The organism is Nocardia sp. 852002-51101_SCH5132738, assembly GCF_001665695.1.
GTDB classification, from domain to species: domain Bacteria; phylum Actinomycetota; class Actinomycetes; order Mycobacteriales; family Mycobacteriaceae; genus Nocardia; species Nocardia nova.
In genome coordinates this window covers 110,009-136,585 of sequence record NZ_LZML01000024.1, presented here as the reverse complement: position 1 = coordinate 136,585, position 26,577 = coordinate 110,009, and the positions used below count along the sequence as shown (strand labels likewise).

Genomic DNA, 26,577 nt, shown 5'->3' with positions numbered 1-26,577 from the left:
GCGATCAGGGTAGCGGACCGCCCGCGGCGATCGCCGACAGGGTCGCGAATTCGTCGCCCTTGAGCGAGGCGCCACCGACGAGCGCGCCGTCGATATCGGCGGCCGCGATGAGCTCGCCGACGTTCTTGGCGTTCACCGACCCGCCGTAGAGGATGCGCACACCCGCCGCGACCTCCTGGCCGGCCAGCTCCGCCAGTTCGGCGCGCAGCGCACCGCACACCTCCTGCGCGTCGGCCGGGGTGGCGACGCGACCGGTACCGATCGCCCAGACCGGCTCGTAGGCGATGACGACCTTCGCGATCTGCTCCGGCGTCAGTCCCTTGAGCGAACCTCGCAACTGCTCGAGGTTGTACTGCACATGGGTCTGCGCCTCGCGCACGCCCAGCCCTTCGCCGATGCAGACGATCGGCGTCATGTCGTACTGCAGCACCTTCTTGGCCTTCGCCAGCACCGTGGCGTCGTCCTCGTTGTGGTACTGCCGCCGCTCCGAGTGGCCGACCACGACGTAGCTGCACGACAGCTTCGCCAGCATCGCCGCACTGATCTCACCGGTGTAGGCACCGGATTCGTGCACCGACACATCCTGGGCACCGAAGGTGATCCGCAGCCGGTCGCCCTCGATGAGGGTCTGGATGCTGCGGATATCGGTGAACGGCGGGATGACCGTGACATCGACCTTGTCGAAGTACTTGTCCGGCAGGGCGAACGCGATCTTCTGCACCAGGGCGATGGCCTCGAGGTGATTGAGGTTCATCTTCCAGTTGCCGGCGATCAACGGTTTGCGTGCCATGATCAGCCCTCCCCGTCCTCGAGCACGCTGATACCCGGAAGCTGTTTGCCCTCCAGGTATTCCAGCGAGGCGCCGCCGCCGGTGGAGATGTGGGAGAACCCGTCCTCCGGCAGGCCGAGCGTGCGCACGGCCGCGGCCGAATCGCCGCCGCCGACCACGGTGAACGCGCCCTTACCGGTCGCACTCACCAGCGCCTCGGCCACCGCGCGCGTCCCCGCGGCGAAGGCGTCGAATTCGAACACACCCATCGGGCCGTTCCAGAACACCGTCCGGGCCTCGGTCAGCAGCGCGGCGAAGCGCTTGGCCGACTCGGGCCCGATGTCCAGGCCCATCCAGCCCTCGGGAATTTCGTTTGCGGCCACCGTCTTCGACTCCGCGTCCGCGGCGAACTTGTCCGCGGCCACGATGTCCACCGGCAGGTGGATGACGTCGGCGAAACGCTCCAGCAGCTCCTTGCAGGTATCGATCATCTCCTCCTGAAGCAGCGAGGAGCCGACCGAAAGACCTTGGGCGGCAAGGAAGGTGAAGCACATACCGCCACCGATGACGAGGGTATCGACCTTGGGGGCCAGCGCCTCGATCACGGCGAGCTTGTCCGACACCTTGGAACCGCCGAGCACGACCGCGTACGGACGCTCGGTGTCGGTGGTGAGCTTGCGCAGCACGTCGACCTCCGCGGCCACCAGTGTGCCCGCGTAGTGCGGCAGCAGTTGCGCCACGTCGTAGACCGAGGCCTGCTTGCGGTGCACCACCCCGAAGCCGTCGGAGACGAATGCGCCGTCGTCGCCGACCAGCTCCACCAGCGCCCGGGCCAGCTTCTGGCGCTGGGCGTCGTCCTTGCTGGTTTCGCGCGGATCGAAGCGGATGTTCTCCAGCAGCAGCACATCACCGTCGGTGAGGCCCTCGGACCGCGCGAGCGCGTCCTGGCCCACCACATCACCGGCGAGCTGTACGTTGCGGCCCAGCTCCTCGCTCAGCTTCGCGGCGACGGGCGCCAGCGACAGCTTCGGATCGGGTTCGCCCTTGGGGCGGCCCAGGTGGGCGGTGACGACGACCTTGGCACCGGCCTCGGCCAGCGTCTTGATCGTGGGCACCGAGGCGATGATCCGGCCCGGATCGGTGATCACGCCGTTGTCGAGGGGAACGTTCAGGTCGGAGCGCACGAGTACGCCCCGCCCCTCCACGCCCTCGGCAAGGAGATCCTGAAGGGTCTTGACTGCCATGGGTTTACAGCGACTTGCCGACGAGGCCGATCAGGTCGGCGAGACGGTTGGAGTAACCCCACTCGTTGTCGTACCACGACACGACCTTGACCTGGTCGTCGATGACCTTGGTCAGCGGCGCGTCGTAGATCGAGGAGTGCGGGTCGGTCACGATGTCGCTGGAGACGATCGGGTCGACGTTGTACTTCAGGATGCCCTTCAGCGGTCCCTCGGCGGCGGCCTTGTAGGCGGCGTTGATCTCGTCGATGCTCGCCGACTTGCGCAGCGTCGCGGTCAGGTCGGTGACCGAACCGGTCGGCACCGGCACGCGCAGCGCGTAGCCGTCCAGCTTGCCCTGCAGCTCCGGAAGCACCAGGCCGATGGCCTTCGCGGCGCCGGTGCCGGTGGGCACGATGTTCAGGGCGGCGGCGCGGGCGCGACGCAGGTCGCTGTGCGGGCCGTCCTGCAGGTTCTGGTCCTGCGTGTAGGCGTGGATCGTGGTCATCAGACCACGCTCGATGCCGAATTCGTCGTTGAGGACCTTGGCCAGCGGGCCGAGGCAGTTGGTGGTGCACGACGCGTTGGAGATGATGTTCTGGCTGCCGTCGTACTGGCTGTCGTTGACACCCATGACCACGGTCAGATCCTCACCCTTGGCGGGCGCGGAGATGATGACCTTCTTGGCGCCGGCGGCCAGGTGTCCCTTGGCCTTGGTGGCGTCGGTGAAGATGCCGGTCGACTCGACGACCACGTCGACACCCAGATCACCCCACGGCAGCGCGGACGGGCCCTCCTTGATGGCCAGTGCCTTGATCCGCTGGTCGCCGACCACGATGGTGTCGTCGCCGTCGAGCGAGACGTCCTGCGGCAGCCGGCCGAGGATCGAGTCGTACTTCAGCAGCGTGGCCAGGGTCGCGTTGTCGGTGAGGTCGTTGACCGCGACGATCTCGATATCGGTGGTGCCGAGCGCTTTCTGCGCCTCCACCGCCCGGAAGAAGTTACGTCCGATACGACCGAAGCCGTTGATGCCTACCCGGACAGTCACGTTATCGCTCCTCAGCTTTCAAGCGGATTCATTCCGATGCCAGACCACCCTAATGCCCGGCCATAACATCACGGACACGCCCCTGCCGCGACCTCACCGGCCCGACGCTGCGCCGGTGAGCGTGAGTTCACGCCTCTCGCACCGAACCGTGGCGGCCACGGCCGCCGGCCCTGCCCATTCGCGGCGGGGATACCCATCTGCCAGGGTTTTCACCTGTTCCGGCTCAGCTGTTTCGGTGCCGGTGGGTTCGGTAGCACGAGCCTATCGCACCGCGCTCGCCAGCGAAGGCGCCACGAACGCAGCTTGTGGACAACCACGAACCTGTGGACAAACCGTCGCTCGTGCGGCACAAGGGGATTCGCGACCACGGCACCGCTCGATTCACCCTCGGACCGGGAAAACGGCCGAGGGACCGTTATCACGAGGACGGTCCCGGGCCGATGCCGACCACCCGGGACCGGTCCCGCTCACGCGTCTTCGAGCAGTTCGGCGGTGACGGCCGATTCAGTATCGGGAATGCCCAATTCCTTGGCGCGGCGGTCGGCCATGGACAACAGGCGGCGAATACGCCCGGCGACGGCGTCCTTGGTCATGGGCGGGTCGGCCAGCTGCCCGAGTTCTTCCAGCGAGGCCTGGCGGTGCTGCACGCGCAACCGTCCCGCGGCGGCCAGATGATCGGGCACGTCCTCGCCGAGGATCTCGAGGGCGCGTTCCACGCGGGCCGCGGCGGCGACGGCGGCCCGGGCCGAGCGGCGCAGATTGGCGTCGTCGAAGTTGGCGAGACGGTTCGCGGTCGCGCGGACCTCCCGCCGCATCCGGCGTTCCTCCCAGGTCAGCCGCGTGTCCTGGGCGCCCATCCGGGTCAGCAGGGCACCGATGGCCTCCCCGTCGCGGACCACGACGCGATCGGTGCCACGCACCTCGCGGGCCTTGGCCGAGATGCCCATCCGGCGGGCCGCGCCGACCAGGGCCAGTGCCGCCTCGGGGCCGGGGCAGCTCACCTCGAGCGCCGAAGAACGCCCGGGTTCGGTGAGCGAACCATGGGCCAGGAAGGCCCCGCGCCAGGCCGCTTCCGAATCGCCGATGCTGCCGCCGACGACCTGCGCGGGCAGTCCGCGCACCGGCCGGCCGCGCACATCGAGCAATCCGGTCTGGCGGGCCAGCGCCTCGCCCTCCTTGGACACGCGCACGACATATCGGGAGGTCTTGCGCAAACCACCCGCGCCCAGCACGTGCACATCCGATCCGTAGCCGTAGAGCTCGAAGATCTCGCGCCGTAGTCGCCGCGCGATCGAGCCCATATCGACCTCGGCCTCGACGATCACCCGACCGCCGACGATGTGCAGGCCACCGGCGAACCGGAGTAGGGCCGACAGTTCCGCCTTGCGTGCACTCACCTGCGAGACGGACAGACGGCTCAACTCGTCTTTCACCTCGGCTGTCATCGCCACGAGACCCGCTCCTTTCCACCCAACACGGACCGCACCTGCTGGACCGGATGCCGTCCTTCGACTCGAAGCCCTGCCAATTCCGGCCGAGGTTGGCGGATCACCTGATCCAGTGCGGCGGCTAGCTTTCCAGGGTGGTGCCGGTCCGTCCCCGCCTCGGCGACATCAGCGAAGGTTACTCGTGCACGCAGCTGTTCGGCAGCTCTTGCCACATGTTCGCGCTCCCTACCCTCGGGTACGGAGCCGGAGTCCACCAGCACATGGTCGACAGCGAAATCCGGTGCGTGCTGGGACAATACATGCAGGTGCCGTTCGGCGGAGAATCCCGTGGTCTCTCCGGGCTCCGCCGCCAGGTTCAGGACCAGCACTTTCACCGCGTGCGTATCCATCAGCGCCTCCCGCAGATCCGGCACGAGCATGTGCGGAATGACGCTGGTGAACCACGATCCGGGGCCCAGCACCACCACGTCGGCGTGCTCGATCGCCGAGGTGGCCTCGGGGCTGGCCGGCGGGTCGGACGGGATCAGCCGGACCCGGCGCACCTTGCCCGGCGTGGTGGCCACCGCGACCTGGCCACGGATACACCGGCTGACCCGCGGGTCGGCCTCGAGGCCGGAGACGTCGGCCTCGATGGTCAGCGCGGTCGGCGACATCGGCAGCACCCGGCCGACGCAGCGCAGGATCGCGGCCATCTCGTCGAGCGCCGCGACCGGATCGCCGAGCACCTCGGCCAGCCCGGCCAGCACGAGGTTGCCGACCGAATGCCCGGCCAGCGCTCCGGTGCCGCCGAAGCGGTGCTGCGCGGTGCGCGCCCAGACCCCGTCGGGATCCTCGGCCAAGGCCGCCAGAGCCATGCGCAGATCACCCGGCGGCAGCATGCCCAGTTCGGCACGCAGCCGCCCGGACGATCCCCCGTCGTCGGCGACGGTCACGACCGCGGTGATGCGCTCGGTGAGCCGGCGGGCGGCGGTCAGGGTGGCGTAGAGACCGTGGCCGCCGCCCAGGGCCACCAGAGTGGGCTCTTCCGAATCGCCGGATTTTCCCGACGCGGAGGTGTCGTCGCTATGGTCCGCGTCGTTCATTCGCGCCCCAGATCCCGGTGGACCACGCGGACGACGTCGGTCGAGGCACTGTCGGGCCGGCCCAGCAGTTCACCCAGCTCTTCGGCGATCGCCACGCTGCGGTGCTTACCACCGGTACACCCCACTGCCACGGTCATATATCGCTTACCCTCCTGGCGGTAGCCGCTGGTGGTCAGGTCGACCAGATGGCGGCACGTATTCACATAGTCGTCGGCGCCGGGCCGTGACAATACGTACTCGCTGACCACGGCGTCCTGCCCGGTATGTTCCCGCAATTCCGGGATCCAATGCGGGTTCGGCAGAAATCGGACGTCGAAAACCATGTCCGCGTCCAGCGGAACACCGTATTTGAATCCGAACGATTGGATCGTCACCTGCAGGGCCGCGGGTGCGCCGCCGCCGTAGGCCTCCTCCAACTTGCGGTGCAACTGATGCACCGACAGCGCGGTCGTATCGATCACCAGATCGGCGGCGGTCTTGACCTTCGACAGGGCCCGGCGTTCCGCGGCGATCCCGGCCGAGAGGGTGCCGTCGGCGCTCTCGCTCTGCAACGGGTGGCGGCGGCGGGCGAAGCCGAAGCGCCGGATCAGCACATCGTCGGAGGCCTCGAGGAACAACAGGCGGGTGCCGACCCCGTTGGCCCGCAGCTGATCGGTGACCCCGGACAGGTCGCCGGTGAAGAAGCGGCTGCGCACGTCCATGACCAGTGCGAGTTTGGTGATCGGCGGATCGGCGGCGGCACCGAGCTCGATCAGCCGGCCGATCAGTTCCGGCGGCAGATTGTCCGCGACATACCAGCCGAGGTCTTCGAGGACTCGGGCGGCGGTGCCGCGCCCGGCACCGGACAGGCCGGTGACGATGACGACCTCGACCGGATGCGCATCGGGCTGCGGCCGGATGCCGGTACTCGCGTTGGGGTTCGATTCGACGCTCGTCATGTCCTATCGGGTTCCGTCCGTGGCTGCCATTCGATCATCCTGCCCGCCCCGACCGGCCCCGGCGGAGCGCGCACCGCCGGCGAAACCGAGCCGTGACCGAGACGTCATTCGGAGTTGAGGGCCGCGAGCACGGCCTTGGCCGTCGCCACCCCGATACCGGGCACCTCCGTGATTTCCTCCACCGTAGCCTGCTTGAGTTTGGCCACCGATCCGAAGTGGGTCACCAGTGCGGTGCGGCGGGCTTCCCCCAGCCCCCGTACCGAATCCAGGGCCGACGCGGTCATCCGGCGCGAGCGTTTACTGCGATGGAAGGTGATGGCGAATCGGTGCGCCTCGTCACGCACGCGCTGCAGCAGGAACAGCGATTCGCTGGTGCGCGGCATGATCACCGGGTCGGACTCGCCCGGCACCCACACCTCCTCCAGGCGTTTGGCCAGCCCGATCACCGCGACGTCGGTGATGCCGAGTTCGTCGAGCACCTCCGCCGCGGCCGCCACCTGCGGGGCGCCGCCGTCGACGACGTACAGATTCGGCGGATAGGAGAATTTGCGCGGCCGCCCCGTGGCCGGATCGATGCCGGGCGGTAGATCCGCGGGTTCGGCCTCGGCGGTGGCGATCGCCGCGGCGCCGGCCTGCGGATGTGGAGCACCGGTTCCGCCCGCGTGCTCGGCCGCATCGGCCTCCGCCGTCGCCGCCGCACTGATTTCGTCGAGTTCCTTGCGCAGCCGATAGAACCGGCGCCGCGTGACCTCGGCGATGCTGGCCACGTCGTCGGAGCGGCCCTCGCCCGCGGCCTCCTTGATCGTGTAGTGCCGATATTCCGATTTGCGCGGCAACCCGTCCTCGAACACCACCAGCGAGGCCACGACATCGGTGCCCTGCACGTGGCTGATGTCGACACATTCGATGCGCAGTGGCGCGCTGTCGAGGTCGAGGGCGTCCTGAATACCTTGCAGCGCGGCCGATCTCGCGGTCAGATCGCCGGCGCGCTTGAGTTTGTGCTGGGCCAGCGCCTCCTGCGCATTGCGTTGCACGGTCTCCATCAGCGCCTTCTTGTCGCCGCGCTGCGGCACCCGCAGCGCCACGGCCGAGCCGCGCAGCCCCGACAGCCAGCCCTGCACCTGCTCCGGATCGCCGGGCAGCTCCGGCACCAGGACCTCGCGCGGAACCGCGGTGGCGGGAGTCTCCGTATCGGTGTGCTCGGCGAAGGCGGCCTGTTCGCCGTAGAACTGGGTGACGAACTGTTCCACCAGCGCGGCCAGCTCACTCGGCCCCCGGGCACCCTGGTCGATCGGCGCGGCGCCCGCGGCGTCTTCGGTACCGGCCCAGTTCAGGTCGACGGCGTCGCCGGATTTGTCGACCACCCAGCCGCGCTGGCCGCGCACCCGCCCGTCGCGCACGTGGAAGATCTGCACCGCGACCTCGAGTTCGTCGGAGGCGAAGGCGATCACGTCCGCGTCGGTGCCGGTGCCCAGCACGACCGCCTGCTTCTCCAGTGCGCGTTTGAGCGCGGCCACATCGTCGCGCAGGCGTGCGGCGGTCTCGAAGTCCAGATCCGCTGCGGCGGACTGCATTCGGCGTTCCAGCTCCCGCACCATGCGATCGGTGCGGCCGGACAGAAAGTCGCAGAAATCCTCGGCGATGCGGCGGTGCTCGTCGGCGTCGACCCGGCCGATACAGGGCGCCGAACATTTGTCGATGTAGCCGAGCAGGCACGGACGCCCGATCTGCCTGTGGCGCTTGAACACTCCGGCCGAACACGTCCGCACGGGGAACACCCGCAACAGCAGATCCACCGTCTCGCGGATGGCCCAGGCGTGGGCGTACGGCCCGAAATACCGCACGCCCTTCTTGCGAGCGCCCCGATAGACGAACACCCGCGGATATTCCTCGTTCATACTCACCGCGAGCATGGGGTAGGTCTTGTCGTCGCGGTAGCGCACGTTGAAGCGCGGATCGAATTCCTTGATCCAGTTGTACTCCAGCTGCAACGCCTCCACCTCGGTGGATACCACCGTCCACTCGACGCTCGCGGCGGTGGTCACCATCTGCCGGGTGCGCGGATGCAGCGAGGACACATCGGCGAAGTAGGAATTCAGGCGGCTGCGCAGACTCTTGGCCTTGCCGACATAGATCACCTGCCCGTAGGAATCCCGGAATTTGTAGACGCCGGGTTCGACGGGAATGGTGCCCGGTGCGGGCCGATAGGTCGCGGGATCTGCCACGGAACCAGGTTAACGACCGGCACCGACAGCGGATACGCGCCGTGACCGTGAACGGTGTGCGGCCGGTGACAGGCGCCGCGCGGTGGTCATCGGTGCATGCGGTGGGCGCCGGCGATGATCGCGTCGCAGAGCGCCTGTTCGGGTTCGGAGAGCCGGCTGTGCCGGCGCAGCAGCACGAACTCCAGCTCGCCCAGTTCCGGCAGCTTCTCGTCGTCGATCGCGAAAAGTCCTGGGGGAAGAAGGGTTTCGGCGTGCGCTACGACCCCCAGTCCGGCCAGCACCGCGGCCCGCAGGCCCAGCTGGCTGTCGCTGACGCAGGCGATCCGCCAGGTCCGTCCTTCCCGCTCGAGTGCGCGCAGTGCCACGTGGCGGGTCAGGCTCGGCGGCGGATAGGTCACCACGGGGACCGGGTCGACGATGTCGCCGACACCCGAACGCCCGGCCCACACCAGCCGGTCGCGCCACAGCAGTTCTCCGTGCCGCTCGCCCGGCAGCCGCTTGGCCACCATCAGATCCAGTTCGCCCGCCGCCATCCTCGTTTTGAGGTTCTCGCTGAGCCCGACGATCAGTTCCAGATCCACCCCCGGATGCGACCGCTGGAATTCCAGCAGGACGTCGGGCAGTTCGCGCGCGACCAGATCGTCGGAGGCGCCCAGCCGGATCAATCCGGTGAGCCGGGAATCGGAGAAGTAGCGGTCGGCCTCGGCCTGTGCGTCGAGGATGTTGCGCGCGAAACCGACCATCGCGGCACCATCGGCGGTCAGCGCCAGATTGCGGGTGTCGCGGCGGATCAGTTCGCGGCCGGCGGCCTGCTCGAGCCGGGCGATATGCCCGCTGACCGTGGACTGGCGCAGGCCCAGGATGCGGCCCGCCGCGGTGAACCCGCCGGCGCGTTCGACCGCCAGGAAGGTGCGCAGTAATTCCGGATCGAACACATTCATCACGCTACTCGTTCATAGATATCGCTTCCATCGACTTTGGCGATCAGTAATGGACGTCGTACCGTGGCGAGGTGACGTTGCTGGCCAAACTCCGTATCGACGGGTTCCTGCTGGGCTTGTTCGCGGCGATGGCGATCGGCCTGATCCTGCCCGCTCGCGGCGGCGCGGCCGACGTACTGGAGTGGGGCACCAAGGTAGCGATCGCGGTGTTGTTCCTGCTGTACGGCGCCCGGCTCGAACCGCGTGAGGCGCTCGCGGGCCTGCGGCACTGGCGGTTGCACACGACGGTGCTCGCCGCGACCTACATCCTGTTCCCGCTGCTCGGCCTGGCGATGCGACTGCTGGTCCCCTCTGTGCTCAGCGACGAGCTCTACACGGGAATGCTCTACCTGTGCCTGCTGCCCTCGACGGTGCAGTCCTCGATCGCGTTCACCGCCATCGCGCGCGGCAATGTCGCGGCCGCGGTGGTCAGCGCATCGGTGTCGAACCTGTTGGGCGTGTTCCTGACACCGCTGCTGGTGATGCTGCTGATGCAGACCACCGGCGACGCCACCGTCTCGCCGATGTCGATCGTGCAGATCGTGGTGCAACTGCTGCTGCCGTTCATCGCCGGTCAGCTGCTCCGGCCGAAGCTGCATCGCGTACTGGCGCACACCACCCTCACCAAGATCGTCGACCGCGGTTCGGTGTATCTGGTGGTCTACGCGGCGTTCAGCGCGGGCATGGTCGAACACGTCTGGCAGGGGCTGGCCGTGGGTCGTCTGCTGGCGGTCGTGGGTGTGGCGATCGTCCTGCTGGCGGTGGTGCTGGGCGTGACGGCGGGGGTGGCGCGGCTGTTCGGATTCGACCGGGCCGATCGCATCGTGGTGATCTTCTGCGGGTCCAAGAAGAGTCTGGCCACCGGCCTGCCGATGGCGACGGTCCTGTTCGCCGGACATCCGGTGGGCCTGATCGTGTTGCCGCTCATGATCTTCCACCAGATTCAGCTGATCACCTGCGCCGCGCTGGCCGGGCGGTGGGGGCGCGCGGCGGACGAGGCCGCGGCGGCCCGGACCGCGACCATCTCCCCCGATGCGGCGGTCCCCGGGATCACCCGGGCTCCGCGAACCTGACCCCGGCCGGCACCGAAACCCGTTCGCGGGCAGCCACCTCGACGGCCAGCGCCGCGGCCAGGTCGCCGCGCTCGCCGACCACGACTGTCTCGAGCTCGAGCCATCCGGCCATCGCCTCCAGCTGCCGGGCCAGCTCGTGGGCGATGCGCGCGTGCGGCCGACCGGGTTCGGCGAAGGCGCCGAGCACGTGCAGCCGGCCGGTCGCACGGTCCGCGCGCACATCCACCCGGGCCACCAGCTCGCCGTCGAGCAGGAACGGGAAGACGTAATAGCCGTGCACCCGTTTGTGTTCCGGGGTGTAGATCTCGATCCGGTAGTGGAAATCGAACAGCCGCTCGGTGCGCGGCCGGAAGAAGATCAGCGGGTCGAACGGGCACAGCAGTGCGGCGCCCTCGACCCGCCGCGGGATCCGCGTCCCGGTACGCAGATAAGCCGGCTTGTCCCAGCCGTCCGCCCGCACCGGCTCGAGCTCTCCCGCGTCGACCAGCTCGGCCAGCGCGGGTTCACATTGCCGCCGATGCAGCCGGTAGTAGTCGCGCAGATCGGTCTCGGTGGCCACACCCAAGGCCTCGGCGGCCCGGAGGACCAGTTCGCGCACCGCATCCGGTTCGTCGATGCGGCGGGCGACGACCTCGGGCGGCAGCACCCGCTCGGTGAGGTCGTAATGCCGCTGAAAACCCACGCGCTTGTCCACCGAGAGCTCCCCGGTGGCGAACAACATCTCGCACACCACCTTGGTGTCGCTGTGGTTCCAGCCCCAATGATCCTTGCGCCGAGGGCGATTCAACTCGAGCCGGCGTTCCACCTCCGCCGCGCTGCACGCGCCGACCTGGTCGATCACGCTCAGCACCCGCCCGGGCAGGTCGGGATGCTCGTCGAGCACCCGGCGCGCCCCACCCCAGCGGCCGTGGGCGTACCCGGCCATCCGCCATCGCAGCAGCGGCCAATCCTCCACCGGAATCAGCGCCGCCTCGTGTGCCCAGTACTCCACGAGCCGCCGCGGCCGCCGCGCGCTGTGATCCCATATCGCCTCGTCGAGCAGCGAACGATCGTAGGCGCCGATCCGGGCGAACACCGGCGCGTAATGCGCGCGGACCACCGCGGCGACCGAATCCAATTGCAGCAGTTTGGTATTGCGGACGACTCCGAGCACCGCGCGGCGCGTCGACGGACCTCCCGCACCGTCCGTCCGGTCGCGGTCGGTGGTGGCGAATCCCTGGGCGGCGAGTGCGGCCCGGCGGGCCGCGGCGGAGGTGATGGTGCGCACGCACCGAATCTGCCATGGGCCACCGACAGATATGGCGGAGCCGGGCTCGCGACGGCTCGAATCTGCTACCTTGAACACGTTCGATACACGAATGTATCCAAATCGCCCGAACGCGGAGGAGTACCCGTGGCGCCGTCACAACAGCCGGATGTCATCGTCGTCGGAGCCGGGCTGGCCGGACTGGTGGCCACCTATGAACTGACCCGGGCAGGACGGCGGGTACTGGTTCTCGACCAGGAGAATCGCAACAATCTCGGCGGGCAGGCTTTCTGGTCGCTGGGTGGACTGTTCCTCGTCGACAGTCCCGAGCAGCGACGCCTCGGCATCAAGGACTCCTTCGCGCTGGCCTGGCAGGACTGGCTGGGTTCGGCCGGATTCGATCGCGACGACGAAGACCACTGGGCGCGCCGGTGGGCACGCGCCTACGTCGAGTTCGCCGCCGGAGAAAAGCGTCGGTACCTGCACGATCTGGGGTTGCGGGTCACGCCCCTGGTCGGCTGGGCCGAGCGCGGCGGCGCCACCGCCGACGGGCACGGCAATTCGGTGCCGCGCTTCCACCTCACCTGGGGTACCGGCCCGGAGGTGCTGCGCGTCTTCCTGGAACCGGTACTGGCCGCCGAGCAGCGCGGGCTGGTGGAATTCGCGTTCCGGCACCGGGTCGACGATCTGATTGTGGAGGACGACGCGGTGGTGGGCGTGCGAGGTAGCGTCCTGGAACCGAGCGAACTGGACCGTGGCGTGGCCTCGTCGCGAACGACGGTGGGCGAGTTCGAATTCCGCGCCCCGGCGGTCCTGGTGTCCTCCGGCGGCATCGGCCACAACCACGAACTGATCCGGAAGAACTGGCCCACCGAACGGCTCGGCCCCTGCCCGCAGACCATGATCTCCGGCGTGCCCGCCCATGTCGACGGCCGCATGCTCGCGATCTCCGAATCGGCCGGCGGGCGAATCGTGAACCGCGACCGGATGTGGCACTACACCGAGGGCATTCACAACTGGGATCCGATCTGGCCCGATCACGCCATCCGCATCATTCCGGGCCCGTCGTCGTTGTGGTTCGACGCGAACGGAAAGCGTTTGCCCGCACCGTGTTTCCCCGGTTTCGACACCAATGCCACGATGAAGGCGATCCTGGACACCGGCTACGACTACTCGTGGTTCGTACTCACCCAGTCGATCATCGAGAAGGAATTCGCCCTCTCCGGTTCCGAGCAGAATCCCGACATCACCGGTAAGGACCTCAAACTCACGCTCAAGAGCCGCGCCGCCAAGGGCGCGCCCGGCCCGGTCGAGGCGTTCAAGCGGCACGGCGTGGACTTCGTGGTTGCCGACACCCTGCCCGAACTCGTGCGCGGCATGAACGAGATCGCGCGCGGCCCGCAACTGGACGTCGCCGCGCTGGAACACCAGATCGTCGCCCGCGACCGCGAACTGGACAACAAATACAGCAAGGACGCGCAGCTGATGGCGATCGCCAACGCGCGTCGCTCACTCGGCGACAAACTGGGCCGGGTCGCGGCGCCGCATCGGATTCTCGATCCTTCACACGGTCCGCTGATCGCGGTACGGCTCAACGTGCTGACCCGCAAGACGCTGGGCGGATTGCAGACCAATCTGGACTCGCAGGTGATCCGCTCCGACGGCTCCCCCTTCCCCGGCCTGTATGCCGCGGGGGAGGTCGCCGGCTTCGGCGGCGGCGGCGTCCACGGCTACAACGCCCTGGAAGGCACCTTCCTCGGCGGGTGCATCTTCTCCGGCCGCGCGGCCGGGCTCGCGATGGCCCGGCTGCCGCGTTAAGGCCGTTCCAGGCTCTTCGCCCCGACGGTGCGGGTCAGGCTGAAGATCGGCAGGCCGATCACCAGATGCTCGATGGCGGTGGTCACTCCCACCCAGATGTCGCTGGACAGCGTCAGCGGGATGACCACCGCCGCGGCGATGAGAATCCCGACGATCCAGGCGAAGAACATATCCGGCGACGGCGTGCCCAGATGCAGCAGATACCAGAGCACGCCGGCGAGCAGGGCGCAGAAGAAGGCCACCACCGCGAACCAGTACCCCTGCTCGGCCATCGGGTTCCAGACCCCGAACTTGCCGCTCTCGGTGGCGCGGGTGGCGATGACGTCGATGATCCACGCGCACAGCCAGGCCGCCAGCGCGGTCACGATCGCGGTGGCGAGTACCCCGCCCGCGAACATGCCCACGTTGACCTCGGGCCGCCGCCGCGGCGCGGGCTGCTGCCCACCCGGCGCCCGGTAGGGCTGATAAGCGGGATCCTGCTGGTAGTAAGCGGGATCCTGCCGGTAGGCGGGGTCCTGATAGCCGCCCGGCTGATAACCGCTTTCGTACCGCGTGGTGTGCTGCTCACGCGGATCCTGGGGATGCACCGCCGATCACCTCCGTCGAATGTGTGTGCCGAGTCTAGGGCCACACCCGCCGCTCGGCGCGCCTTCGGCATACCCGGTGTCGCGGTCGCGTACACCCGTGCGCGGCCTTCGGTCGCTCCGATCCGGCGCGGAACCGATCAGGCTGGAAGCAAGCGTCTCTCGTAATCCGCGGCCAGTGCCCGCAGTGCGGCGGCGCCGTCGCCGGCGAAGCTGGAGCCGTGCATCACCGCCAGCGTCGCCGGATTCAACTCCGCCAGTCGGTACAGGGCGGCCGGGACCGCGGGGCCCAGTGACGTGGCTCGGAAGACGTCCTCGGCGAGTACGGCCGGACCGACCACATCGGATTCGGTGAGTGCGGGCCCGTCGCCCACCTGGGTCATGAGATCACCGCAGAACAGCACGCCCGTGGTCTCCTCGTAGAGCACCCGCGACTCCCAGTTGTGCGGTGCGTGCGGAGTGTCGATGTGGCGGACGCGCCGCTCACCCAGTTCGATGACCTCACCGTCGGCCAGCGGGCGCGGCGGCCGGTCGGCCAGATCGTCGATCGACACCTGACAACCGAGAATTCCGTGCGCCACCTGCGCGTGCGGCGCGGCGGCCAGGAACAGATTCATCGCCCCGCATTCGTCGGCCTCGACGTGGCCGAAGGTGATCCAGCGCAGCCGTTCCACCGGCACGATCGCAGAGATCTGCTCGCTCACCAGCGGGAACAGCGCGCGCATGCCGCAATGGAAAAGCAGCGGCTCCTCGTCGACGATCAGGAATTGGTTGAAGCTGAACCCGGTCGGCCCGACCTCGGGCACGAAGGTGGATATCCGGTAGATCCGATCGGCTATCTCATCGGTACGGGTCTGCATGATCTCGCTCCCATCCGAGGCTCGCGCACCGACGGCACCACTCTCCGCGGCGCGGACCCACGTCTCCGACGTCGACCCCCGGAACAAATGTTATCCAGATCACACGACGAGGGCGATCGCGCCGCCCGGCCGCGCGGCTCGCCGGACGACCGCCGCTACCATCGCGATCATGAACGACCGGCCGAAGGCGCTGCTGTTCGACGTACAGGGCACCGCCACCGATTTTCACTCCACCGTGGTCGCGGCGGCTGCGGCGACGCTCGGGCAGCGCTATCCCGGCCGGGACTGGTCGGCGTTCGTGAACGATTGGCGCGCAGCGTATTTCCGCGGCACCGCCGCGGTCGGTGACCACTGGGTGAGTGTCGATTCGATCTATCGCGCGGCACTCGACGAACTCCTCACCGAGCGCGGTATGGATGCGCCCTCCGATGCCCGCGCCGAACTGAATTCCGCCTGGAAGCGCCTGGACCCGTGGCCGGACGCGGTGCCCGGCCTGACCCGGCTGCGACGCCGCTACACCCTCGCGACGTTGTCGAATGCCGACGTCGACGCGGTCGTCGGCATCACCCGGCACTGCGATTTCCCGTGGCACGCCGTGTTCACGGCCGAGATGGCAGGTGCGCACAAACCCGATCCCCGCACCTACCGCATGGCCGCGCACTATCTCGGCGCGCAGCCGGGCGAGATCATGATGGTCGCGAGCCACAAGTACGACATCCGGGCCGCGGCCGCCCTGGGCTTCCGCACCGCCTTCGTCGCGCGGCCGCTCGAGTTCGGCGATCCGGCCCTGGCCGACACCGCGTTCAGCGACGAATTCGATATCAACGCAACCGATTTCGAGGACCTGGCCGACCAGCTGGGATGCTGAACCGCGGCGATCGAAGCCATCCGCCTGTGCCGATGGGCGAACTCGAGGTCCGGAACGGGCGGCAGGCGCGTTCCGGACCTCGATTCACGTCGCGGAACTACCCCGCAGGCGCCGGCTCGGCAGGCGGCGCCACTTCCCCCGCCGCCGATTCCGCTGCAGAGGCCTCCTTCCCGGCCTCGGTTTCCGCCAGCGCCACCAGTTCCTGTCGCACGCGCAGGTCGTGTTCGGCGGCATCGGCGGCGGCCCGCTTCGGACTCCAGCGCCCGGCCATCAGGAAGACGAAGGGCAGGAACAGCACCTGCGCGATCAGGCAGATCCACCACCACTGCCGCCACTGCACCGGCGAGTCGGCGGCCGCCTGCTTCACCTCGGCGCCGTGTTCGGCCACATAGGCCAGATCATCGGCCGGCACGGTGGCCACCGCCTGCAACTGCGCTTGCGCGGTCACGAGTTTCGGACCGACGGTACTGGCGACCGCGAGCTGATCGCGCGGAATCTGCTGGGTCGCGGTCAGCCGCCCCACCGCTTCGGCGGGGCTGATGCCGAATTTCGCCGCCACCTGACCGACCGCGGCGCCCGCGGCCCGCGCGTCGTTCGGATTCACCGCCAGAGCACCGAGCGTGGCCGGATCCACGGCCTGCAGTGTCGCCAGCTCCTGCGGATAGCGCGCGTTCAACGCGATGGTGGCCTGGATGTCGGCGGGTGACGCGCCGGTCAGCTTGGTCAGCGCGGCCATCTGGGCGGCGGGATCGGCGGGATTGCGACCGAGTTGCGTCATGGTCTCGGCGCCGACGGTCTGGATGGTCGCCAGCTGCGCTCCGTGCTGCGCCTGGATCTCCTGCAATCGCGGACCATTGTTGACCAGCGGTCCGGCCGCGTCGACCACCATCAGCAGACCGAACAGCGTGAAGGTCACCACCGTGCGCAGCACACCGCCCCACACGGCCAGCCCGACCGCGGTCGCGGCCGGATTGCGGCGCTCCACGGTTTCGGTGAAACTCGCCATCCAGGTGGCGTAGGCGATGCCGCCGCCGACCGCGATGACCGTCATCACCCCCGCGAACGAGTAGTACCCGGTATCGGGATGATCGGTGTAGCCCAGGAAGACGTACAGCCCCGCGATGCTGATCAGGGCGCCGAGGATCATGAACGGTTTGCGCACCTTGAGGATGTCCGACACGATGCCGGTCACCACCAGCGCCACCGCGTTCGCGATCCAGTACCAGTTACCCAGTGCATTGGCCTGGGCCGGTGTGAAACCGAAGTTGGTCGCCAGATACACCGGCAGGAACGACACGATGGTGTAGAAGAATGCCAGGAAGATGCTGATGGCCAGGGCGGAGCCGACCACGTCGACCCGCATCATCTGCCGCCACTGCCCGTGTTCGAGCGCCTCGACGTCCAGGCCCTTGGCCCGCGCCTCGACCAGCGCCCGATCCCGCAAGCTCACCATCACCTGATCGCGCAGGCGCGGACTCAGTTCGCGCAATCCGATCACCGCGACCACGGCGACCGCACAGCTGATCACACCGCACAGGCGGTAGTGGAACTGCCAGTCCGGATGACTGTCGAGGGTGCGGGCGGTGATCTCGCTGGTGACGAGTGCGCCGATCACCGGCCCCAGGGTCCAGAATCCCATCGCCGAGGCACGGCCCAGCTGCGGTGAGAAGTCCCGGATCAACGCGGGGGTGGCCACTAGCACCGCGCCTTCGACCACGCTCACCACGCAGTAGACGACGAGATAGGCCATCTTCGTGGTCGTCGCCGGAAGCGCGAACAGGGTGAGCAGCGAACAGATCACCACCCCGTAGGCCACGATATTGGCTCGTCCCCAGCGGTCGAGCAGGCCCGCCGCCACCGAGGCCGCGGCGCCGAAGGCCGCGCCGATGATGAAGATCCACACGAAATAGGCGAACGAGAGGTGGAAGTACGCGATCAGCTGATTGCCGACCGCGCCCGCGACGAAGAGCTGGTAGTACAGCACGACCGAGGTGATCACCACGAGCGTCAGGTACCAGGAGCGGGCGGGAGTGTCGGGATAGTGCGGTAGTTTTCGCCGCCACAATCCGGTGAGCAGGGTGGGAGCGGCTGCTGTCGAGGTCGAGCTCATGGTCGAGATGCCTTTCTGGCCACGGCATCTCGTCGCGGGATGATCTCTTGTGATTCCGCACGAGCACCGGGTGGGAAAAGGGTAGCGGCCAATCGTGATCCACATCACTTTTCCGGCAACTCGATCGAACCGACCGACCCGATTGTGGCACAAACCGACCGGTCCACGGTTGCCCGATATTCGCGGCGTTCCGTGTGCGCTTCGCGACCTATCAGCTTGTCTGAGGAGTTTGCTACCGTGGGCACATGGTCGACTCCCCCATCCTGCAGGTGGACGCCGTAGATTTCGTGCGCAACCGCAATCCGATCCTGTCCGCGGTGTCGCTCACCGTGCGCGCCGGCGAGCATTGGGCACTGCTGGGCCCCAACGGCGCCGGCAAGACCACGCTGCTGAAGATGCTGGGGGCGTTCGAACACCCCACCCACGGCAGTGTGCACGTCCTGGGCCATCGGCTGGGGCGGGTGGATATGCGCGAATTGCGTACCGCCATCGGCCATGTCGACCCCCGGCACAATCCGCCCTACCCGCTCACCGCGCACGAGGTGGTCGTGACCGGGCTGACCAATACCGCCGACATCAAGCAGCGCTGGTCACCGACGCCGGAACAGGAGGCCGAGGCGGATCGGCTCATCGAACTGATGGGACTGACCCATCGCCGCGACGCTCGCTGGCCCACGCTGTCCCAAGGCGAGCGCGGCCGCGCGCTCATCGCCCGGGCGCTGATCGCCGAACCGCGGCTGCTCCTGCTCGACGAACCGGCCACCGGACTCGACGTCGGCGGCCGGGAACAGCTCATCGACCGCATCGATCTGCTGCAGGCCACCCATCCCGAACTGGCGTCGGTTCTGGTCACCCATCACCTCGAGGAGTTGCCCCCGGCCACCACCCACGTGCTGTTGCTGCGTGCGGGACGCTGCGTCGCGAGCGGACCGGTGGACGAGGTGCTGACCAGCAGCAATATCAGCACCTGTTTCGACCATCCCATCCGGCTGACCCGCACCGAGGACGGCCGCTGGCATGTGCGTGCGGAGCGCAGCGTGCGCGCCTGAGCCGGCTCACCTCGCAATCTTGTCATTGACAAGATTGCGTGAGCGTGCGATGTTGGGCAGGCGACAGCACCACACTCCGACTCGTCGAAAGTTCACCGCCATGCCCACACTGCCCTGGGTCACCGTCGAGCGGCCCACCACCGATACCGTCCAGATCATGGCCTCGCGGCTCGAAGTCCGGTCACTGCGGCACGTCCCCGGATTCCTCGCGACCTCGATCGTGCTGCGGCGCCAGGCCCGCCGCTCCCCCGGCGCACTCGGCATCGCCCTGAAGGCCGATCTCACCCGCCGCACGTTCTGGACTCTGTCGGCCTGGACGGACCAGGCGGCGATCAGCGCCTACGCCCGGACCGATCCGCACGCCTCGGCCATCGTGCGCGCCCGCACGGTGATGCGCGAATCGACGTTCGTCTTCTGGTCCGTCCCGGCCGCCGACCTGCCGATCGAATGGTCCGAGGCGCAGCGCCGCATCGCCGAGGAGCGCGAAAAGCGAAGCAGCACAACCTCGTTGTGACCGTACGGGCCTCGGATCGGCGGCACGGTCCGAGGGCCGGTCAGTCGTCGACGGGGACCGATTCCGAGCGCTTGGCCGGCTGCTCGTCCTCGGGCGGTTCCCGCAGCCGCGCCACCTCCAGTACTCGCGAGCGGGCGGCGAACCAGCCGATGATCAGCGCCGGGATCAGGATCACCAGACTCGCCACCGTCCAGGTGCCGACGGGGTGGTCGAAGGCCATCAGCACCAGCATCGCGGCCAGGAACACCAGGGTCGCGATGCCGGTATAGGGGGCGCCGAACATGCGGAACGCGGGCCGTTCCAGCTCACCGCGCCGCCAGCGCCGGTACAGCGCCAACTGGCACAGCACGATCGTCGCCCACGAGGACAGGATGCCCAGTGACGCGATGTTGAGCACGATCTCGAACGCGCGCGCCGGCACGATGTAGTTGAGCCAGATGCCGACCAGGGCGATCAGACTGGTCAGCACGATGCCGCCGTAGGGCACACCGCGGCTGTTCATCCGCGCGGTGAAACGCGGGGCGCTGCCGTTGACCGCCATCGAGCGCAGAATGCGTCCGGTCGAATACAGACCCGCGTTGAGACTCGAGAAGGCCGCGGTGAGCACGACCAGGTTCATCACCGAACCGGCATGCGGCACACCCAGTTTGGTGAAGAAGGTGACGAACGGGCTCTCGTCGGCGTGGTAGGCGGTGTAGGGCAGCAGCAGCGCCAGCAGGATCAGCGAGCCGACATAGAACACCGCGATACGCAGGATCACCGAGTTGATGGCGCGCGGCATGATCTGCTGCGGATTCTCGGTCTCCCCCGCCGCGGTGCCGACCATTTCCACCGCGGCATAGGCGAACACCACGCCCGAGGCGACCGTCACCAGCGGCAGCACCCCGGTCGGGAACCAGCCACCGGAGTGTGCGACCAATCCGAGACCCGTCGCGGCCCCGTCGACCCGGAATCGCCCGCCGAGGAAGACGATACCGATGATCAGGAACGACACCAGGGCGACGACCTTGATCAGCGCCGCCCAGAACTCGAGTTCACCGAACCATTTGACCGAGATCAGGTTCACGCTCAGCACCAGGCACAACGCGATCAGCGCCAGCACCCACTGCGGGATCGCGCCGAACGCGCCCCAGTAGTGCAGATAGGTGGCGATCGCGGTGGTGTCGACGATGCCGGTCATCGACCAGTTCAGGAAATAGGTCCAGCCGGCGACGAAAGCCGCCTTCTCCCCGTAGAACTCGCGCGCATAGGAGACGAACGACCCCGACGAGGGCCGGTGCAGGACCAATTCGCCCAGCGCCCGCAGGATGAAGAAGACGAAGACACCGCATACCGCGTACACGAGAAACAGTCCCGGCCCCGCATGGGCCAGCCGTCCGCCGGCGCCGAGGAACAGGCCGGTGCCGATGGCGCCACCGATCGCGATCATCTGCAACTGCCGCGGCTTGAGGCTCTTGTGATAGCCACTGTCCTCCGCGGACAGGTGCGTCTGTGCTGGTGTCTCGCTCATCGGTCGGGTGATCCCTTGGTCGAGGTCGGGGCGGCTCGACGTTACCCGGTATGGGAACGACACCCCGCGTGGTGGGGCCGACGCGGGCTAAAGTGCCTGCATGAGGCGCACGCGAGCGATTCTGGGCGGCGCGAGCGTCGTCCTGCTGCTGATCACCGGGCCGCTCACGGGCTGCTCGTCCACCACCTCCGAGGCCGGCCGAAGCTGCGTCGAGGGTCCGGCCGGCACCCCGATCACCGTAGTGGCGGGATCCGCGGCGGGGGCGACGAATCTGGCCACCAATCCCGAGATCGCCACCGGCTATCGCAGCGGTATGACCCCGGTGCGCACGCACACCTTCGCGGTCTCCACCGCGAACCCGCTGGCTACCCACGCCGCCTGCGTGGTCCTGGCCGACGGCGGCACCGCGGCCGATGCGCTGATCGCCGCGCAGACAGTCCTGGGATTGGTCGAACCCCAGGCCTCCGGCATCGGCGGCGGCGCATTCCTGCTCTACTACGACGCCGCGTCCGGATCGGTCGACGCCTACGACGGGCGCGAGGTCGCGCCCGCCGCCGCGACCGAGAACTATCTGCGCTGGATCAGCGACACCGATCATTCGGTGCCGCAACCGAATACGCGCGCCAGCGGCCGGTCGATCGGCGTGCCGGGTGTGCTGCGACTGCTCGAGGCGGCCCATCGCGACCACGGCAAGCAGTCCTGGCGCGATTTGTTCGATCCGGCGATCTCGCTGGCGGACAACGGTTTCGACATCAGCGCCCGGATGGCGAGCCAGATCGCGCAGTCTGCCCCGGACCTCGCCCGGGACGCGAATGCCAGGCAGTACTTCCTGCAGCCCGACGGCTCCCCCAAACCGCGAGGCTTCCACCTCGCCAATCCGGCCATGGCGAAGACGTTGAGCGCCATCGCCTCCGACGGTCCCGACGCCTTCTACACCGGCGCGGTCGCCCGCGACATCGTCGACGCCACCGCGACCACCAGTGGTGGCCGTACCCCGGGGCAGATCTCGCTCGACGATCTCGCCCGGTACCAGGCGAAGAAGCGCACCGCCCTGTGCACCGACTACCGCACCCACCGGATCTGCGGGATGCCCAATCCGTCCTCGGGCGGCATCACCGTCGCCGCGACCCTCGGGATTCTGGAGAACTTCGATCTCGCCGGCCTGCCCCCGGACCGTCTCGACCGCAACGGCGGCACCCCGAAAGCCGAAGCGGTGCATCTGGTCTCGGAGGCCGAGCGGCTGGCCTACGCTGACCGCGACAAGTACATCGCCGACCCCGATTTCGTCCCGCTGCCCGGCGGCTCACCCGCCGCGCTGGTGAACAAGGACTATCTGAAGCAGCGGGCCGCCCTCATCGATCCGAACCATGCCATGGGCACCGCGAAGCCCGGTGACTTCGGACCGGTCCCGCTCGGCACCGGCGTGCAGCAACCCGAACACGGCACCAGCCACATCTCCGTCGTGGACCGGTACGGCAACGCCGCCACCATGACCACCACCGTCGAATCGGCGTTCGGATCGTTCCATCTGGTCGACGGATTCGTGCTGAACAATCAGCTCACCGACTTCAGCGCCGAACCCGCCGATGCAACCGGTACGCCGCTGGCCAACCGGGTACAGCCGGGGAAGCGACCGCGCAGTTCGATGAGTCCCACGCTGGTGTTCGATCGGGCGCCGGACGGGTCACGCGGACAGCTGGTGGACGTGACCGGTTCGCCCGGCGGTTCGGTGATCATCCAGTTCGTCGTGAAAGCGCTGGTGGGGCTGCTGGATTGGCAGCTGGACCCGCAGCAGGCGGTATCCCAGGTGGCCTTCGGCGCGGCGAACACACCGGTGACCGGCGTCGGCGGGGAACATCCCGCGATCGACGCCACCGACAACGGCGCCCACGACCCGCTGGTGCAGAAGCTGCGCGAGATGGGGCATCAGGTCTCGGTCGACCCGCAGTCCAGCGGCCTCAGCGCTCTGCAGCGCGAGAACGGCGGCTGGATCGGCGGGGCCGATCCGCGGCGGGAGGGCATCGTCCTGGGCGATACCCGCTGACGGCTCAGTCCTGCTGTGCGGCGGTGTATTTCGCGCCGAGTTCGCGGAAGCGGTCCATCGCGCGGGCGGCGTGATCCTTGTCGTTGACGCGGATCGCCAGCATCGGCACGTATTCGTCGCCGGCCAATTCCAGCCGTGCCCAGGCCTTCTTGTCCGGAATCGCGACGCCGCGAATATCGGCCCAGCGGAACTCGTTGTCGCCCAGGATGTTGCGGACCACCACGCCCTGCGGCCCGACGCGCACCCGCGGCCGGGTCAGCAGCAGCACGGCACCGGCCAGCAACAACCCGAAGCAGATGATGGCGACCTGGTCGGCCCCGCGGAAGTTCACGCCGGTCGCCGAATTACTCGACAGCACCCCGGCCAAGACGAACAACACCGCGATCACCGCCGCCACGATGCGCGCGGTGCGCACCGCCCGTCGCGGGCGCACCTCGAGATCCCACTGCGGCGCCTCCGCCGCCGGGGGCTGGGGACCGCGTTTGAACAGGCGAACGACCGGCGGCATCGGCTCAGACTTCCCGGCGCAGCGCGCGCAGGGTCAGCGCCGCGTCCAATGCCGCCGCACCCGCCTGCTCGCCCTTGTTCTCGGCCGAATCCGGCAGGCCCGCACGGTCGAGGGCCTGCTCCTCGGTGTTCACCGTGAGCACTCCGTTGGTGACCGGTGTGCCCTCGTCCAGCGACACTCGCGTCAAACCGGCGGTGACCGCATCGCAGACGTATTCGAAATGCGGTGTCTCGCCGCGGATCACGACGCCCAGCGCCACGACCGCGTCGTGCGTGCGGGCCAGCGCCTGCGCGACTACCGGCAACTCCATCGCCCCGGCACAGCGCACCACGGTGATCTGCTCGACGCCCGCTTCCCGGGCCACCCGCTCGGCGTTGGCGAGCAACGTGTCGCAGATGGTGGTGTGCCAGCGCGAGGCGACGATGCCGACCGTCAGCTCCTTCGCGTCCGCCAGCGCGAACTCCGGTACGCCCGTACCGCTCATCGACCGATACCCCTTCTTCGAATTCCGACTACTGTGCGGTCTCGCCGAGATCCAGGTCGTCCAAGCCGACCAGGTCGTGGCCCATCCGGTCGCGCTTGGTACGCAGATACCGCAGATTCTCGGCATTGGCGCGCACCGGCATCGGCACCCGCTCGGTGATGCTCAAGCCGTAGCCGTCCAGACCGACCCGCTTGGCCGGATTGTTGGTGAGCAGCCGCATCGACTTGATCCCGAGATCGACCAGGATCTGCGCGCCCGTGCCGTAGTCGCGGGCATCGGCGGGCAGGCCGAGTTCGATATTCGCGTCCACGGTGTCGTGGCCGGAATCCTGCAGCTGATAGGCCTGCAGCTTGTGCATCAGGCCGATGCCGCGGCCCTCGTGCCCGCGCATGTAGAGCACCACACCGCGCCCCTCGGCGGCGACCATCTCCATCGCCGCGTCCAGCTGCGGGCCGCAGTCACAGCGCAGCGAGCCGAAAACGTCACCGGTCAGGCATTCCGAGTGCACACGCACCAGAACATCGTCACCGGCGTCGACGCTCAGATCGCCGCGCACCAGCGCCACATGCTCGACATCGTCGTAGATGCTCTTGTAGCCGACGGCCTTGAACTCGCCGTACTTGGTGGGGATGCGCGCCTCGGCGATCCGCTCCACCTGCTTCTCGTGCTTGCGGCGCCACGCGATCATATCGGCGATCGAGATCAGCGCGAGCTCGTGCTCGTCGGCGAAGATCCGCAACTCTTCGGTGCGGGCCATATCGCCCTCGTTCTTCTGGCTGACGATCTCGCAGATCACACCCGCCGGACTCAGACCGGCCATCCGGGCCAGGTCCACGGCCGCCTCGGTGTGGCCCGGGCGGCGCAGCACTCCGCCATCCTTGGCGCGCAGCGGCACGACGTGGCCCGGCCGGGTGAACTCGTCGGCGCGCGAGGCCGGATCGGCCAGCAGGCGCATGGTCGTCGCGCGGTCGGCGGCGGAGATGCCGGTACTGATGCCTTCTCGCGCGTCCACCGAGACCGTGTACGCGGTGCCGTGCTTGTCCTGATTCATCGAGTACATGGGCGGCAGGCCCAGCCGATCGCAGTCCGCACCGGTCAACGGCACACAGATGTAGCCGGAGGTGTATCGGATCATGAAAGCCACCAGCTCGGGGGTCGCCTTCTCCGCGGCGAAGATGAGGTCGCCCTCGTTCTCCCGGCCCTCGTCGTCGACGACGACTACCGCCTTACCGGCGGCGAGATCGGCGACTGCGCGCTCGATGGTGTCGAACCTGGTCACGTCTGCTGTGCTCCACTTCGGAATAGGTGCGACTCGAGCCTACTGGGTCGGGTCGCCGATACGACGTCGCGGTTGCTCCGGCTAGCCACGCTGCTGGAGTCGCTCGACGTATTTGGCGATGACGTCGACCTCCAGATTCACGGTGGTGCCGGCGGGCGCGGACCCGAGGGTGGTGAGTTCGCGGGTGGTGGGAATCAGCGAGACCTCGAACCAGTCGCGGTGCCCGGGCTCTCCGGCGTCGTCCACGCCGAGTCCCGAGACGGTCAGCGAGATGCCGTCGACGGTGATCGACCCCTTCTCGACCACATAGCGAGCGAGGTTGTCGGGCAACGAGATTCGCACCACCTCCCAGTTGTCGGAGGGTGTGCGCGACAGGATGACCCCGGTGCCGTCGACGTGCCCCTGCACGATGTGGCCACCGAGCCGGCTGTTCACCGCCGCGGCGCGCTCCAGGTTCACCTTCGAGCCGATGTCGAGTTTGCCGATGCCGGAGCGATTGAGCGTCTCACCCATCACATCGGTGGTGAAGCTGTCACCGTCGACCACGTCGACCACGGTCAGGCAGACACCGTTGACCGCGATGGAGTCACCGTGGCGGGCATCGGAGGTGACGGTCGCGCCGCGAATGGTGAGCCTGGCCGCGTCCGCGGACCGCTCGGCGGCGACGACCTCGCCCAGCTCCTCGACGATGCCTGTGAACATCCGTATCTCCTGTCAGCCCGGCGCCCACCGCGTCGGGGCGTCCGCTAGCGCAAACGGTGCCGGCGGCCCGGGGTATTCCCCCGTGGGCCGCAGTGTCATCAGCGTAACGACGCGCTGTAGCAGAGCACATCCGGCCGTCCCACCGACCGGTCGCGTCCGGGCATTCGAGACTTTCGGACCGGAAATATGCACTGAACCGGACGCCGTCTCGGCGGCGC

23 protein-coding genes are annotated in these 26,577 nt (G+C 68.3%); 6 read left to right on the top strand and 17 right to left on the bottom strand.

The window, feature by feature from the left end; translation table 11 throughout:
• Positions 1–4 precede the first annotated feature (4 nt).
• The 8 genes from tpiA to A5789_RS03685 form a co-directional block, all read right to left on the bottom strand.
• A complete protein-coding gene (gene tpiA / locus A5789_RS03720) occupies positions 5–790 on the bottom strand; it encodes a triose-phosphate isomerase (RefSeq protein ID WP_030514034.1) in 786 nt (261 codons plus the stop codon).
• A gap of 2 nt (positions 791–792) precedes the next feature.
• Complete coding sequence (gene pgk, locus A5789_RS03715) at positions 793–2,013, bottom strand: phosphoglycerate kinase (RefSeq protein WP_030514033.1); 1,221 nt, start codon at positions 2,011–2,013, stop codon at positions 793–795.
• 4 nt (positions 2,014–2,017) lie between these two features.
• Positions 2,018–3,037, bottom strand: a complete 1,020-nt coding sequence (gap, locus tag A5789_RS03710; RefSeq protein ID WP_030514032.1) for a type I glyceraldehyde-3-phosphate dehydrogenase — start codon at positions 3,035–3,037, stop codon at positions 2,018–2,020.
• Positions 3,038–3,504: 467 nt separating this feature from the next.
• A complete protein-coding gene (gene whiA, locus A5789_RS03705; protein WP_030514031.1) occupies positions 3,505–4,488 on the bottom strand; it encodes a DNA-binding protein WhiA in 984 nt (327 codons plus the stop codon).
• Entirely contained in the window at positions 4,479–5,567 is a 1,089-nt protein-coding gene (gene yvcK, locus A5789_RS03700; RefSeq protein WP_063013342.1) for a uridine diphosphate-N-acetylglucosamine-binding protein YvcK, read from the bottom strand. Before yvcK ends, whiA begins: the two co-directional genes overlap by 10 nt.
• The gene (rapZ, locus tag A5789_RS03695) at positions 5,564–6,505 is read right to left on the bottom strand and encodes an RNase adapter RapZ (RefSeq protein ID WP_051042714.1); all 942 of its coding nucleotides are present in this window, start codon (positions 6,503–6,505) and stop codon (positions 5,564–5,566) included. The genes yvcK and rapZ overlap by 4 nt, the downstream gene beginning before the upstream one ends.
• Before the next feature lie 104 nt (positions 6,506–6,609).
• On the bottom strand, positions 6,610–8,730 hold the full coding sequence (gene uvrC, locus A5789_RS03690) for an excinuclease ABC subunit UvrC (RefSeq protein WP_063013345.1): 2,121 nt from the start codon (positions 8,728–8,730) through the stop codon (positions 6,610–6,612).
• Positions 8,731–8,816: 86 nt separating this feature from the next.
• Entirely contained in the window at positions 8,817–9,671 is an 855-nt protein-coding gene (locus A5789_RS03685; RefSeq protein WP_063013346.1) for a LysR family transcriptional regulator, read from the bottom strand.
• A gap of 71 nt (positions 9,672–9,742) precedes the next feature.
• Between A5789_RS03685 and A5789_RS03680 the strand changes: the two genes are divergently transcribed.
• Positions 9,743–10,783, top strand: coding sequence for a bile acid:sodium symporter family protein (locus A5789_RS03680; protein WP_082856951.1), 1,041 nt, complete (start codon positions 9,743–9,745; stop codon positions 10,781–10,783).
• On the opposite strand, the gene A5789_RS03675 is transcribed toward A5789_RS03680, so the two are convergent.
• A complete protein-coding gene (locus A5789_RS03675) occupies positions 10,761–12,050 on the bottom strand; it encodes a winged helix-turn-helix domain-containing protein (RefSeq protein ID WP_064902659.1) in 1,290 nt (429 codons plus the stop codon). The genes A5789_RS03680 and A5789_RS03675 overlap by 23 nt on opposite strands.
• A gap of 126 nt (positions 12,051–12,176) precedes the next feature.
• Here A5789_RS03675 and A5789_RS03670 point away from each other — a divergent pair, with 126 nt between their 5' ends.
• Complete coding sequence (locus tag A5789_RS03670) at positions 12,177–13,847, top strand: FAD-binding dehydrogenase (protein WP_064902660.1); 1,671 nt, start codon at positions 12,177–12,179, stop codon at positions 13,845–13,847.
• On the opposite strand, the gene A5789_RS03665 is transcribed toward A5789_RS03670, so the two are convergent.
• Together A5789_RS03665 and A5789_RS03660 are read right to left on the bottom strand one after the other, a co-directional pair.
• Positions 13,844–14,434, bottom strand: coding sequence for a hypothetical protein (locus tag A5789_RS03665; protein ID WP_063013352.1), 591 nt, complete (start codon positions 14,432–14,434; stop codon positions 13,844–13,846). The genes A5789_RS03670 and A5789_RS03665 overlap by 4 nt on opposite strands.
• Positions 14,435–14,571: 137 nt before the next feature.
• Positions 14,572–15,291, bottom strand: a complete 720-nt coding sequence (locus A5789_RS03660) for a hypothetical protein (RefSeq protein WP_064902661.1) — start codon at positions 15,289–15,291, stop codon at positions 14,572–14,574.
• A 169-nt stretch (positions 15,292–15,460) separates the two neighbouring features.
• Between A5789_RS03660 and A5789_RS03655 the strand changes: the two genes are divergently transcribed.
• Complete coding sequence (locus A5789_RS03655; protein ID WP_063013416.1) at positions 15,461–16,159, top strand: haloacid dehalogenase type II; 699 nt, start codon at positions 15,461–15,463, stop codon at positions 16,157–16,159.
• A gap of 97 nt (positions 16,160–16,256) precedes the next feature.
• Here the strand turns inward: A5789_RS03655 and A5789_RS03650 are convergent, their stop codons facing one another.
• Positions 16,257–18,269: an MFS transporter gene (locus tag A5789_RS03650; RefSeq protein ID WP_082940440.1), complete on the bottom strand. Its 2,013-nt coding sequence runs from the start codon at positions 18,267–18,269 to the stop codon at positions 16,257–16,259.
• A gap of 245 nt (positions 18,270–18,514) precedes the next feature.
• On the opposite strand from A5789_RS03650, the gene A5789_RS03645 reads away from it, so the two are divergent.
• Positions 18,515–19,318, top strand: coding sequence for an ABC transporter ATP-binding protein (locus tag A5789_RS03645; RefSeq protein WP_064902662.1), 804 nt, complete (start codon positions 18,515–18,517; stop codon positions 19,316–19,318).
• Positions 19,319–19,418: 100 nt separating this feature from the next.
• Positions 19,419–19,832, top strand: a complete 414-nt coding sequence (locus A5789_RS03640; RefSeq protein WP_063013358.1) for a DUF3291 domain-containing protein — start codon at positions 19,419–19,421, stop codon at positions 19,830–19,832.
• 40 nt (positions 19,833–19,872) lie between these two features.
• Here the strand turns inward: A5789_RS03640 and A5789_RS03635 are convergent, their stop codons facing one another.
• Positions 19,873–21,342: an amino acid permease gene (locus tag A5789_RS03635; RefSeq protein ID WP_064902663.1), complete on the bottom strand. Its 1,470-nt coding sequence runs from the start codon at positions 21,340–21,342 to the stop codon at positions 19,873–19,875.
• A gap of 100 nt (positions 21,343–21,442) precedes the next feature.
• On the opposite strand from A5789_RS03635, the gene ggt reads away from it, so the two are divergent.
• Complete coding sequence (gene ggt, locus A5789_RS03630; RefSeq protein ID WP_064902664.1) at positions 21,443–23,386, top strand: gamma-glutamyltransferase; 1,944 nt, start codon at positions 21,443–21,445, stop codon at positions 23,384–23,386.
• A gap of 4 nt (positions 23,387–23,390) precedes the next feature.
• On the opposite strand, the gene A5789_RS03625 is transcribed toward ggt, so the two are convergent.
• The 4 genes from A5789_RS03625 to A5789_RS03610 all read right to left on the bottom strand — a co-directional run bounded on the left by A5789_RS03625 (position 23,391) and on the right by A5789_RS03610 (position 26,359).
• Positions 23,391–23,894: a PH domain-containing protein gene (locus A5789_RS03625; protein WP_082940439.1), complete on the bottom strand. Its 504-nt coding sequence runs from the start codon at positions 23,892–23,894 to the stop codon at positions 23,391–23,393.
• Positions 23,895–23,898: 4 nt separating this feature from the next.
• The gene (gene ribH / locus A5789_RS03620; protein ID WP_030514014.1) at positions 23,899–24,378 is read right to left on the bottom strand and encodes a 6,7-dimethyl-8-ribityllumazine synthase; all 480 of its coding nucleotides are present in this window, start codon (positions 24,376–24,378) and stop codon (positions 23,899–23,901) included.
• A 28-nt stretch (positions 24,379–24,406) separates the two neighbouring features.
• On the bottom strand, positions 24,407–25,657 hold the full coding sequence (locus tag A5789_RS03615; RefSeq protein ID WP_063013364.1) for a bifunctional 3,4-dihydroxy-2-butanone-4-phosphate synthase/GTP cyclohydrolase II: 1,251 nt from the start codon (positions 25,655–25,657) through the stop codon (positions 24,407–24,409).
• 81 nt (positions 25,658–25,738) lie between these two features.
• Positions 25,739–26,359 (bottom strand): riboflavin synthase, encoded by a 621-nt coding sequence (locus tag A5789_RS03610; RefSeq protein WP_064902665.1) that lies wholly within the window; start codon positions 26,357–26,359, stop codon positions 25,739–25,741.
• Positions 26,360–26,577: the final 218 nt, after the last annotated feature.